Origin of the sequence: Bifidobacterium amazonense, assembly GCF_018555435.2 — a bacterium.
In the GTDB taxonomy this organism is placed as follows: Bacteria; Actinomycetota; Actinomycetes; order Actinomycetales; family Bifidobacteriaceae; genus Bifidobacterium; species Bifidobacterium amazonense.
Genome location: NZ_JAFEJT020000009.1, coordinates 67,658 through 79,625 on the forward strand (window position 1 = coordinate 67,658; position 11,968 = coordinate 79,625).

At 61.8% G+C, this 11,968-nt stretch carries 12 protein-coding genes; 4 read left to right on the forward strand and 8 right to left on the reverse strand.

Annotated features, from left to right (window positions below):
• The first annotated feature begins 311 nt into the window (after positions 1-311).
• Complete coding sequence (trxB, locus tag JS533_RS03640) at positions 312-1,268, forward strand: thioredoxin-disulfide reductase (protein ID WP_241513167.1); 957 nt, start codon at positions 312-314, stop codon at positions 1,266-1,268.
• A gap of 275 nt (positions 1,269-1,543) precedes the next feature.
• Positions 1,544-2,857 carry an ATP-binding protein gene (locus JS533_RS03645; protein ID WP_033495030.1) on the forward strand — a complete coding sequence of 438 codons (1,314 nt, stop codon included), beginning with the start codon at positions 1,544-1,546 and terminating at the stop codon, positions 2,855-2,857.
• 167 nt (positions 2,858-3,024) lie between these two features.
• Here the strand turns inward: JS533_RS03645 and JS533_RS03650 are convergent, their stop codons facing one another.
• The 8 genes from JS533_RS03650 to rpmH all read right to left on the reverse strand — a co-directional run bounded on the left by JS533_RS03650 (position 3,025) and on the right by rpmH (position 9,284).
• Entirely contained in the window at positions 3,025-4,551 is a 1,527-nt protein-coding gene (locus JS533_RS03650; protein WP_241513168.1) for a ParB/RepB/Spo0J family partition protein, read from the reverse strand.
• A gap of 2 nt (positions 4,552-4,553) precedes the next feature.
• Positions 4,554-5,531: a ParA family protein gene (locus JS533_RS03655; protein ID WP_033494993.1), complete on the reverse strand. Its 978-nt coding sequence runs from the start codon at positions 5,529-5,531 to the stop codon at positions 4,554-4,556.
• Between the two features lie 331 nt (positions 5,532-5,862).
• Complete coding sequence (rsmG, locus tag JS533_RS03660) at positions 5,863-6,540, reverse strand: 16S rRNA (guanine(527)-N(7))-methyltransferase RsmG (RefSeq protein WP_241513176.1); 678 nt, start codon at positions 6,538-6,540, stop codon at positions 5,863-5,865.
• A 144-nt stretch (positions 6,541-6,684) separates the two neighbouring features.
• Entirely contained in the window at positions 6,685-7,212 is a 528-nt protein-coding gene (locus tag JS533_RS03665; protein WP_241513169.1) for a Jag family protein, read from the reverse strand.
• Positions 7,213-7,380: 168 nt separating this feature from the next.
• Positions 7,381-8,391, reverse strand: coding sequence for a membrane protein insertase YidC (gene yidC / locus JS533_RS03670; protein ID WP_241513177.1), 1,011 nt, complete (start codon positions 8,389-8,391; stop codon positions 7,381-7,383).
• 6 nt (positions 8,392-8,397) lie between these two features.
• Positions 8,398-8,727 (reverse strand): membrane protein insertion efficiency factor YidD, encoded by a 330-nt coding sequence (gene yidD, locus JS533_RS03675; RefSeq protein ID WP_051923928.1) that lies wholly within the window; start codon positions 8,725-8,727, stop codon positions 8,398-8,400.
• A gap of 14 nt (positions 8,728-8,741) precedes the next feature.
• Positions 8,742-9,125 (reverse strand): ribonuclease P protein component, encoded by a 384-nt coding sequence (rnpA, locus tag JS533_RS03680; RefSeq protein ID WP_241513170.1) that lies wholly within the window; start codon positions 9,123-9,125, stop codon positions 8,742-8,744.
• Between the two features lie 24 nt (positions 9,126-9,149).
• Complete coding sequence (gene rpmH, locus JS533_RS03685) at positions 9,150-9,284, reverse strand: 50S ribosomal protein L34 (protein ID WP_033494987.1); 135 nt, start codon at positions 9,282-9,284, stop codon at positions 9,150-9,152.
• Positions 9,285-9,640: 356 nt separating this feature from the next.
• On the opposite strand from rpmH, the gene dnaA reads away from it, so the two are divergent.
• Together dnaA and JS533_RS03695 are read left to right on the forward strand one after the other, a co-directional pair.
• Positions 9,641-11,224, forward strand: coding sequence for a chromosomal replication initiator protein DnaA (gene dnaA, locus JS533_RS03690; RefSeq protein WP_420838615.1), 1,584 nt, complete (start codon positions 9,641-9,643; stop codon positions 11,222-11,224).
• Positions 11,225-11,706: 482 nt separating this feature from the next.
• The coding region (locus JS533_RS03695; RefSeq protein ID WP_241513172.1) for a hypothetical protein at positions 11,707-11,968 on the forward strand (262 nt) is incomplete at its 3' end.

The following is an 11,968-nucleotide window of genomic DNA, read 5'->3' on the forward strand; positions in this document are numbered from 1 at the left end:
CCAAGCGGCGGCCGATGGCCGCCGCTTTTTTTGTTTTGTCATATGGCTGTGGGCATGAACGGGACATTATGGAGTCCGATTCGTGGGCATGAACGGGACATATAGGTGATTGTGGGTATAGGCCGACCATACAGAGGAGGTTGTTGACCTGTACGTGGTCGGTCTATGCCCACGATCTTGTCAGTGGACGGGTAAATGAACGGTCTATGCCCACGAGCGCAATTCCGATCGCACGGGCCATAACTTTTGTCTCTAACGCCGTGCGCGGACTGGCTGGGTTTCGTGCGCCCCGCATTGCTACAGTGGAGCGCATGAGCAACGACAACGCGAACAACGCGATTCATGATGCAGTCATCGTCGGTTCCGGCCCCGCCGGCTACACCGCCGCCATCTACCTCGGCCGCGCCGGCTACCAGCCGCTGGTGATCGCCGGCGCGCTCACGCCCGGCGGCCAGCTGGTCAACACCACCGAGGTCGAGAACTTCCCCGGCTTCCCGGACGGCATTCTCGGCCCGGATCTGATGGACGCCATGCAGAAGCAGGCCGAGAAGTTCGGCGCCGAACTCGTCTACGACGACGTGGTTTCGGTCGACTTCTCCGGCGACGTGAAGACCCTCACGCTCGACGGCGGCGACGTGATCCAGGCCCGCGCCGTGGTGGTCACCACCGGTTCGAGCTACCGCAAGCTGGGCGTGCCCGGCGAGGAGGAGTTCTCCGGCCGCGGCGTCTCGTACTGCGCGACCTGCGACGGCTTCTTCTTCCGCGGCAAGCCGATTGTCGTGGTCGGCGGCGGCGACTCCGCATTCGAGGAGGCGCTGTTCCTGACCCGCTTCGGCTCATCGGTCACGCTGATCCACCGCCGCGACGAGTTCCGCGCGTCGAAGATCATGGTGGACCGCGCGCGTGAGAACGAGAAGATCACGCTGCTCACGAACTCCGTGGTCGACCGCGTGAACGGCGACGATTCGGGCGCGACGTCACTGACCGTGCGCAACGTGGTGTCCGGCGAGACGAGCGAGGTGCCCGCGAACGGCGTGTTCGTGGCGATCGGCCACACGCCGTCCACCGGCTTCCTCGGCGACGCGATCGCGCTGGACGCCGACGGCTACATCACGGTCGACGGCGCGTCCACGCGCACGTCCGTCCCGGGCGTCTTCGCCGCGGGCGACGTGGTGGACCGCACCTACCGCCAGGCCATCTCCGCCGCCGGCATGGGCTGCCGCGCCGCCCTCGACGCCCAGTCCTACCTCAACGCTTTGGGCGAATAGCGACCCGGCGCTCCGGACGAATATCTCAGTCAAGCGTGCTCGCCGGCTCATATGCCGTTCAATCGGCATCATGCAGTCGGCGAACACGTTTTTCATATCCTGGCTCGCCATCCTCTCTTGTGCGCGGACAGTCTCTGCAACAGTTACCGCGTACGCCCTGCCATCCCCGCAGAATGGTTGGAAAATGCAATAAAATACCCCCTTTCTGGTTTGAAAATGCAATCAAAGAAAGATAAAATGGTTTGAAAATGCAACTCACATCCGAGGGGGCCATCTTGCTGGCAAGAAAGATCGAAGCTGATCTTGAGGCGTGGAGGACGTCTCCCAATCGTACGGCCCTGCTGATTACCGGCGCACGGCAAATCGGCAAAACGTACATCATCCGTCATTTCGCAAAAACGCATTACGAGCACGTCGTCGAACTGAATTTCATCGAAAATCCTGAAATGGCAACACTGTTCAGCACTCCGCGCGACGCCAGGAACCTGCTTATGCGGCTCGAATTGGCCACGAACAGCCCTATGGTGCCCGGAAAGACCCTAGTGTTCTTCGACGAAGTCCAACAGTGCAAGGAAATCGTCACGGCGATCAAATTCCTTGTGGACGACGGCCGGTTCGACTACATCATGTCCGGTTCGCTGCTTGGCGTCGAATTGGAGGACATTCGATCTATACCGGTGGGATACATGAGTGAATTGAAGATGCATCCTCTGGATTTCGAAGAATTCTGCTGGTCGCAGGGGGCTGGGAGCGACGTATTCGACATGCTGCGCGATTGCCTGCGCGATCGCAAGGAAGTTGATGGTTTCGCCCATGATCGGTTGATGGAACTGTATGCCAAGTATCTGGTTATCGGAGGCATGCCGGCGGCGGTTAGTTCGTTCGTGTCCGATGGCAGCGTCAGGAACGTGCGAACGATACAGGAAAATATCAAAAGGGAATATCGTCGCGATATCGGACAGTATGCCCGGAAAGAGGATCGGCTTCACATCAGGTCCATCTACGATCTGGTACCCAGCGAACTGAACAACCCGAATAAGCGATTCACGTTCTCCAAAGTCGAAAAAGGTTTACGTTTCCAGGCGGTGGCATCCGATTTTGACTGGCTGGTGGGAGCCGACGTGGCCATAGCGGCCTACAACGTGGATGAGCCGTGCACGCCGTTGGAGATGAGCAAGGAACGTAATCTGTTCAAACTCTTCTATAACGACGTCGGTCTGCTCACCGGCTCGTTCCTAAAAAAAACCGCGCTTGATGTGCTGAACGGGAATCCTGACATCAACTATGGATCCATCTATGAGAATGCCGTCGCACAGGAACTGGCCGCGCACGGCTTCGACTTGTATTACTACAACAGCAAAAAACTCGGCGAGCTTGATTTTCTTGTTCAGGATCGCAATGATGCAGTGCTGCCCATTGAAGTCAAGTCCGGCAAATCATACAAAAGACATCATGCAATGGATGCGGTGCTGGCTCACAGCGAATACCATCTTTCCACCGGATACGTTTTCGGCCCGTGCAACATCGCCGTCGAAAACCGCATACTCTATCTGCCCGTGTACATGGCCGGCCTGCTCAGCAACGACTGACACGCATCCGTGACAATTGCTGCGCCGCCCTCGACGCCCAGTCCTACCTCAACGCGCCGGGCGAATAGTTCGACCGAATAATCGTTAGATACGCTTGTGCCCCGCATGCCTTTCCTCTTTCACAGAGAAAGGCATGCGAGGCACAAGCGTATTGAATGTCTATCCGATCAGCGCCAGCCGGCGTTCGGATCGGCGGCGGCGTCGCCTTGCGGGGCGAGGAGGCCGAGGATGCGGTCCATGTCCTCGGGCGAGGAGAAGACGATTTCGATGCGGCCGTGCTGCTTGGAGCCCTTGATGGACACCTTGGTGTCGAAGCGGTTTTCGAGATGCTGCTGAATCGGCGAGTTGGCCCACGGATTGTTCTTGTTGGCGCGGGCCTTGCGCGGCTGCTCGCCGGAGGCGATCTTCATCGCGACGATCTCTTCAGTGGAACGCACGGACAGGCCCTCCGCGATGATGCGGTCGGCCAGCTTGTCCATCTCCGATTCGTCGGTCAGACCCAGCAGCGCACGCGCGTGGCCGGCCGAGAGCACGCCTGCGGCGACGCGCTTCTGCACGCTGGCGGGCAGGTTGAGCAGGCGCAGCGTGTTCGCGATCTGCGGGCGCGACTTGGACACGGACTTCGACAGCTGGGCCTGTGTGAGGCCGAATTCCTCGATCATCTGCTGGTACGCGGCCGCCTCTTCGAGCGGGTTGAGCGCGACTCGGTGCAGGTTTTCGAGCAGTGCGTCGCGCAGCATGTCGTCGTCGGCCGTGGTCTTGACGATTGCTGGGATCGTGGTCAGTCCGGCGAGCTGGGTCGCGCGCCAGCGGCGTTCGCCCATGATGAGCTCGTATGGGCTGTCGAGGCGCTCGTCGGCCGCTTCCGTGTCGCCATTCGCGACGCGTTCGGCGACGTCGCGGCGGGCCTGTTCGATCTGCGCGGCGGGGCGCTTGCGCACGACGATCGGCTGCAGCACGCCGACTTCCTTGATGGACGCGGCGAGCTCGTTGAGTTCCTCCTCGTCGAAGACGGTACGCGGCTGGTGCAGGTTCGGCCCGATGTCGGTGGTGTTCAGTTCCGCGAGATAGCCGCCGAACACCGGCTTGAGTTCCGGTTCGTCCGCGTTGTCCTTGGTTTCACGTGAAACATCGGCCGGCTTGGCCGCACGGGACGACGCCTTGGTCGCAGCCTGCTTGCGATCGTGTGCAGCGGAGGATGACCCGGCGGGCGCGGACTTGCCCGCGACCGGCACGGCCGTGGTCGTGTCGCCGAAGAACAGGTCGCTCGGATGCGCGCCGGCGTCGCCAATGCCCGGCATGGCCGCGCGCTTGGACTTGGACTTGCCGCCCTTGCCGGCGTGCGCGGAACCGTTCGCCGACTGCGACGGCTTGGATCGGTCGACCGCGGGCGCGGTCACCGGCTGCGCCTGCGTGGACGCGGTGCTGATGACCTGTGGAATGGACGTGCGGCTGATCGGTGCGGCAGATGCTGCCGGCTCATCGTCGGCGCTGACAGCGTGGGCAACGCTGCCATCCTTTGCAGCGGGCGCAGCAGACGGCGCCGCAGCCGGCTTCGCCAATGCCTCGGCGACCGTCTTCTCCCGCTGAGCGGGCGTCATCGCCGACAGTTCGTCGAGCTCATGCTGGGCATCGCCGGGAAGGTCCGGGAACAGCGCGCCAAGTCCCTTGCCTAAACGCGACTTCGTAGCCATAATCAGTGTTCTCCTCGCTTGATTGCAATCGCTTCCAACGCCTGATCCGAACGGCGCGCCATCTCCAGAGCCGCCTCGCGATACGCCGTGGCGCCCATGCTCGACTTGTCATAGGCGATCACGGTCTGCCCGAAGCTCGGCGCCTCGGAGATCTTCACGGTGCGGGGAATTGTGGTGTCGAGCACGATGGACGGGTAGTGGTTCTTGACCTCCGCGTATACCTCGCGACTGAGCAGCGTACGGCGGTCGTACATGGTAACCAGCATGGTGGAGACGAGCAGCGTCGGGTTGAAGTGCTTCTGCACGAGGCCGATGGTGTTGATAAGTTGCCCGAGGCCCTCAAGCGCATAGTATTCGGCCTGGATCGGGATGAGCATTTCGTTGACGGCGCACATCGCGTTGATGACGAGCAGGCCGAGGCTCGGCGGGCAGTCGACGAACACGTAGTCGTAGTGCTTGTCAGCTTCGGCCAGATACTTGGTCAGCGCATCGCGCATAAGATTATTGCGGTTCGGCGAGTCAGCGATCTCGAGTTCCGCGCCGGACAGGTCGATGGATGCGGGCACGACGTCGAGCGTCGGGAAGTCCGGGCAGACCTGCTTGACGTCAGCGATGGTGCGGCGCCCTTCGAGCACGTCGTACACGGAGTCCATGCCGGAGTTGTGTTCGATGCCGAGCGCGGTCGACGCGTTGCCCTGCGGATCCATGTCGATGACGAGCACGTTCGCGCCGCCCTTGGCCAGTGCAGCGGCGATGTTGACGGCCGTGGTCGTCTTGCCGACACCGCCCTTCTGGTTGGCGACCGCGATGATGCGGGTTTCCTTGGGCTTGGGGAAGACCTGCGCTTCGATGGCGGCGTAGCGCTGCTTTTCCTGCGCGATCTGCATGCCCACCGAGGAATCGGAGGCCCCATTGCCGAAAATGCGGCCAATGGTCTGCTCTACCGTTTCGAATTCAGGTGCGCCGTTCGTGGTGGACACTGCTCCTCCTTCACCAGACAGTACGTTCCAGTTTCATCGTTCGCATGGACATGAAAACGGGTTCAAACCGGCTGTTTGGGCCGTTTTCGGACGCTGTTCGGACGCCATGGAAAAGCGTCGGAAACCCGTCCGGCCGGCTGTCCACAACTTTCCACATAGTTGTGCACACTATTGTGGATAACTGTGGATAACCTGTGTGCGCCAGGCGGTCCAGAGCGGCGCCTAATCCCGCTTCAATCGCCGGAACTCCAGCGTTTGTTCCTGAACGCGACGTGAACTGCTCATCATTGTGGATAACTTTTTCTCACTGTGGATAATGTGGATAACTCGGTCAGCGCTTGTCCACCAGCACCACGTGCGTGGGCTCGAGTCCGGGGCCGACTTCCGCCTCGACCACGCGCGGGCGCACTCCCCCACGCTTGGCGATTTCCTTGGCGGCCTTGTCGATTTCGGCCTGTGCGGAACGGCCTTTGAGCGCGACCAGACGGCCGTGCGATTTGAGCAGCGGCAGCGTCCAGCCGGACAGCTTGGTCATGGGCGCGACCGCGCGGCACGTCGCCACGGCGAACGGATACAGTCCGTCGCGCCTGCGGATGCGCGCGATGATCTCCTCGGACCGAGCGCGCACGATCTCGACGTTCTTCAGCCCCATCTCATGCACGCATTCGTCGAGCCATTCGACGCGGCGCTCCATCGGCTCGATCAGCGTGAACCGGTGGTCCGGCAGGCACGCGGCCGCGACGATACCGGGGAAGCCGCCGCCGGAGCCGATGTCCGCGACGGTCTTGTACCGCTCGTTCCGCGTCGTCTCGCGGATGAATGGCACCACGGCCGCAGAGTTGAGAATGTGGCGCTCCCACACGATAGCCACGTCACGCGGGCCGATCAGGCCGCGCGGTTCGCCTTCGCGCATGAGCTTGTCGTGAAAGATCTCGAGTTTGGGCAGCGCGTCGCCGAGTACCTGGGCGAGGATCGGCGATCCGTCGAGTTCGTCCGTCGCCGGGACAATCGATGCAGCCGGCTCGACAGACGCGACCGAACCGCCGTCCGTCACGCCATCGTTCGCAGCCGCACGTGCGACCGCATCATCCCGCACGCCGTCCGCAACAGCCTCGCCGCGAACGGTTTCATGTGAAACATGATCCGGCACGGATCACTCCTCCGTCTCGTCGACGTCGGCGGCGTCCTCCGCGTTCGCGCGCAGGTACACCGTCACGTAACGGCGCGGCTCCTCGCCGTGCGAACGCGACTTGAGCCCCTCCTCGCGCACAACGTCATGCACGACCTTGCGTTCGAACGAGTTCATCGGCTTAAGGTTCACCGGCTCGCCGGTCTCCTTCACCTCGTCGATCGCGTCGAGCGCGATGTCGCGCAGACGCTGGCGCTTGTGCTTGAGGAACCCGTCGACGTCCACGATCAGATGCGAACGCTCGCCGGTCTTCTGCTGGACGGCCAGTCGCGTCAGCTGCTGCAGCGCGTCGACCACTTCCCCGTTGCGGCCGATGAGATGCTTGATGTCGGTGTCGTCGTCGGCGACGATCTGCACCATCGGACGATTGTTGCGCACGCCCATCTCGATGTCGCCGTCGTAGTCGGCGATGTCGAGCAGGCCCTCCAGATAGTCGGCTGCGATGTCAGCTTCCTCATTGAGCTGATCGATCGTCCTTTCGTCTTCCGCCATGTCCACTACTCCTTGTCCAGCGAAGGGTCGATTGTCAAAGTCTGCAAACCAGTCTAAACCAAAGGTCTCGCGGGAAACGAATCATGTCCGTTATCATGTCCGTTTCCCGCGAGACCATCATGTCGCGCATGTCGCGCAGGTCACGCCCGTCGCGTCAGCGCGACGTCGTTACTTCTTCTTGCCGCGGTTCTTGCGCTGCGGCTGCTCGCGCTGATAGCCCTGCTTCTCCCTGAGTTCGGCGGCTTCCTTGGCCTTGATGAGCTTCTCCTCCTCGAGGCTCGGCTCGCCGGCCTTGGCGCGGCGATCGTTCTCGCGCTTGTGGTCGCGGATCTCCTTGTCCTTGGCGGCCGGGGAGCCCGGCGTCGGGAAGGCGTACGCCTGCCACATGGTGCGGGCGAGGTTGCAGATGTTGTTGGTGAGCCAGTAGACCAGCACGGCGAACGGCATGGTCACGCCGGAGAAGATGTACATGATCGGGAAGACCCACAGCATGCCCTTCTGCATGGTGGCAGCCTGGCCGACCATCGCCTCCGGGTTCATGTTGCGCTTCTGGCTGAAGTACGTGGTGAACCACAGGCAGCCACACATGAGCAGGACGAAGACGCCGATGACGATCTTGCCGTGCGTGGCCGCGGTGGAGAACACGTCGGTCACGTTCACGCCGAACACGGTGGTCTGCGAGAACTGCTGCGCGGTGGCCACGTCGAACGCGCCGAGCGGCGCACGCTTTTCGCGGGCGATGTACGGGATGGCCGAGAGTACGTAGAACATGCACATGAACACCGGCGACTGGATGAGCATCGGGAGGCACGAACCGGCCGGGTTCGCGTCGTTGTCCTGATACAGCTTCATCATCTCGCGCTGCATGGCCTCTTTGCTGGCCTGGTCGTTCTTGCCTTTGTACTTGTTCTGGATGCGCTGCATCTTGGGCTGGATTTCCTGCATCTTGCGCATCGACTTCATCGTCTTGTAGTACAGCGGGAACACGCACGCGTGCACGACGAGCACGAGGAAGATGATCGACAGCACCCACGAGAAGCCGATGGGCGACATGCCGAGCAGGGTCAGGAACTTGTGGAAGACGGCCATGATCTGGGTCATCAGCCATTCGACCGGGGTCAGCAGCTTGTACAGCCAGCCCCAGAAGCCACTGTCCAGCAGGAATTTGTCGTAATTGATCATCGCTTAGGCCGTCTCCTTATGTTGCGCATGGCCGTCATCGGACCGCGGTCCGGGACCGTCTTGCCAGGCCAGTGGTGTCAGTCGGGGCTCCTCATGGGCCTTCGACCACGAAAATCGGTAAAACACGGAATATCGCTGCGGAACGTCATCGATGCCGCCGCGGCTCCACGGCCGGCAGCGCAGCAATCGCAATGCGGCCAACAGTCCCCCGCGCAGCGCGCCGTATCGTTCCAGCGCTTCGATCGCGTATCGCGAACAGCTGGGATAGTACTTGCAGCAAGCGGGACGATTCGCGGAAATGGCGCGCTGATACCAGCGAATCGCGCGAATCATGCCGTCGGCGACGGTCATCGGCCGTCACACTTCGCGGCCGCGTTCGCGCATTTACGCGACACCGCGGCGAACAGCGACGACACCTGCTCGTCCAGCGATTGGAAGTCGGCCGTCGCGGCGCTCGGTTTGGCGCGCATGACGACGTCGCAGCGCTCGGGCAGGCTGGATTCGTACCGTCGCGCGAGCACGCGGAAACGTCGCTTCACCGCGTTGCGGGTCACCGCGTGACCCACCGCTTTGGATACGGCAAGACCGACGCGCCGCGCGGACGTCGCCGTATCGCCCAAAACTGAGGAATCGTCGCGCACTAGATAGTGCACGACGATATCCTTGTCGCTGACTTTACGGCGGCGCTTGAGCACGGTGACGAAATCACGATGGCTCCTGAGCCGCTCCACGTCGGTTACTGCCGTTGCCGTCGATCAGGCGGACAGGGAAGCGCGGCCCTTGGCGCGGCGACGGTTGATGAGCGCGCGGCCAGAGCGGGTGCGCATGCGCACGCGGAAACCGTGCTTCATGTGACGACGGCGGTTGTTCGGCTGGAATGTCCTCTTCATAGTTGTAGCTCCCGGTGTTTTTAGCCGCGCCAAAGCACGGCTCCTCATGAGTCAAGCTATACCAAAGTACTCTTACCCCTGCCCACAAGTCAAAACGCCGAGCGGGTTTTCACATTCCGAACAGCGGCGTGGGCGCGGCACGACACGCGGAAACGTTGAAAAATCAGGCGGATGCGGCGCAAAGTTATCCACAAATTACACGGATGTTATTCACATTCCAGTATTTGCAACACGCAAGCCTGTGGATAACTTCCAGCTTTCGGAGTAAAAATGGTCTGTTGTCGTAATTATTCGTTCGAGTGGAGGAGGCCCGCATGGCGCACACGCCGCAGGACCCCGCCGCGCAGGCGGCCCGCATCTGGGCCGACGCGCTGGCTCTGCTCAAACATAATTCAAAGCTGACCGCCCGCGACAAGGGCTGGCTCGAAGGCGTGGTGCCCGAGGCCGTGTTCGGTACGACCATCGTACTGAGCGTGGAGAACCTCGCCACGCAGCAGGCGCTGCAGAAGGAACTGAACCAGCCGCTGCTGCACGCGCTGAGCATCGCGTCGGGAACGTCGATGTTCCCCGCGTTCAAGGTCGAGCCGCGTCAGGAGCAGCCCGCTGAACCCGAGCCGGAACCGGTCTCCGCGCAGCAGGCCAAGCAGAACACGTTCGCCAAGGAGTTCGACGCGCGGTCGGCGCCGACCGTCTCCGACCTAAGCCAGGACGCGTACCGGGCGGACGAATCCGCGCCGCGCATCAACCGTCCGCTGCCGACCGTCGCCACGCCGTCGGTCAGGCCCGCGCCAGCCGGCACGATGCCCGCGTCCATGCCGTCGCAGCAGTCCATGCCGTCGGCGATTCCGGAAGGCACGTTCACGGCGAGCCGCACGCAGGTCGCGCGCGATCCGCAGACGCATCTGAACAAAAACGCGACGTTCGACACGTTCGTTCCCGGCGATTCCAACCGTTTCGCGCGAACTGTGGCATTGGCCGTGGCCGAGGGATCGGGGCGCGACTTCAATCCGCTGTGTATCTACGGCGGGTCGGGCCTGGGCAAAACCCACCTGCTGAACGCGATCGGCAACTACGCGCTGGTCAAGGACCCGACCCTGAAGGTCCGCTACGTGACGTCCGAGGAGTTCACCAACGAATTCATTGAGGCGCTGAGCGACACCAACAAGAGTCAGGGCCAGATCGCCGAGTTCAACCGCCGCTACCGAGAGGTCGACGTGCTGCTCATCGACGACATCCAGTTCCTTGGCGGCAAGGAAGCAACGCTCGAGCAATTTTTCCATACGTTTAATGCGTTGTACCAGGCGAACAAGCGTATCGTCATCGCGTCCGACGTGGCGCCGAAGAACCTCAAAGGGTTCGAGGCGCGACTCATTTCCCGCTTCGAATCCGGCTTGCCGGTCGACGTGAAGCCGCCGGATCTGGAGACGCGCATCGCGATTCTGCGCATGATGGCGTCGATGAACCACACGAACATCCCCAACGACGTGCTCGACCTGATCGCCGAGCGGTTCACCGAGAACATCCGCGAGCTGGAAGGCGCGCTCACCCGAGTGACGGCCGTCGCATCGCTCAGCAACCAGCCGGTTACGCCGGCTTTGGCCGAGCAGACGCTGCAGGACTTCTTCACGGCGGATGTCGAGATCAAGCCCACCGACATCATCAGCCAGGTGGCCAAGTACTTCCATCTGTCCTTTGACGACATCGTTGGCAAGGGCCGTACGAAGAACGTGTCCATCGCCCGTCAGATCGCCATGTACCTGTGCCGCGAAAACACCGGCATGAGCTTGGTGGACATCGGCGAGGTGTTCCACGGACGCGATCACACGACGGTGATGCACGCGGTGCGCCAGATCAACGAGAAGATGCAGCAAAAGCAAGAAATTTATAACTATGTGATGGAGCTGACCCTGCGTCTCAAGCAGAACTCGAACAACGACTGATCGATTTTCGCTCCCCCGGGGCGGGAACGTACGGGCGGCCGCGCCGGGAGACCGGACGGCCGCCCTTCTTGTACGATGCTCGCCGTCCAGCAGAATCGTTTTCAGCGAACGTTTTCGGTGGTTTTTCCGGCGCTCCGGGAAAACCACCGTTTTTCGTCGCCACGCGCGATTCTCCCGGTCGGAGAGCGGACGGCGCGCGTTCCTCGGCCAATGCGACAGAATCGCGCGTGGCGAACGATTTCGGAGGTTTTCGCGGCGGCGACGCAAAACAGGCGAAAACGTTCGCCAGGAACGATTGTGGTGGATGGTGCGATGGACAGCAGATCAACCTTTTCCTCGGCTCCCCTTGTCAGGGGAGCTGTCGCGAAGTGACCGATGGACAGTCAAAGCCCGCCTCACCGCTCGGCAACGCATAAGCAACGCGACCGGCGCGGATAATGGGGCGCAAGCCTGACCGGCAAGGTCACTTTAGGGTCACTTTGGTGGACAATGCCGGCTATGCCGGTCACCAAAGTGACCTCAGCGAGGAGGTTCCGGAAGCCGCGGCGAATCGTTGGGAAAGCGCTGTCCGGGAGGATGATGCTGAGCGAACGATTTTGGACGTTTTTCGGACCGCTCGAAAAAATCGCCGATTTTGGTCCGTGAGCGCGATTCTGGTGGACGAAGGTGCGTGGAACAGCTCGGGAAACGTTGCGACACGCCCGGGTTGGGCACCGAATCCGAGAAAAGTTATCCACATCCTTT

Bases quoted from the DNA above. Each gene is read 5' to 3' on its own strand.
- yidD (WP_051923928.1), bottom strand. From the start codon at position 8,727: ATGATTCGCGCGATTCGCTGGTATCAGCGCGCCATTTCCGCGAATCGT.
- JS533_RS03650 (WP_241513168.1), bottom strand. From the start codon at position 4,551: ATGGCTACGAAGTCGCGTTTAGGCAAGGGACTTGGCGCGCTGTTCCCG.
- JS533_RS03665 (WP_241513169.1), bottom strand. From the start codon at position 7,212: ATGGCGGAAGACGAAAGGACGATCGATCAGCTCAATGAGGAAGCTGAC.
- trxB (WP_241513167.1), top strand. From the start codon at position 312: ATGAGCAACGACAACGCGAACAACGCGATTCATGATGCAGTCATCGTC.
- rpmH (WP_033494987.1), bottom strand. From the start codon at position 9,284: ATGAAGAGGACATTCCAGCCGAACAACCGCCGTCGTCACATGAAGCAC.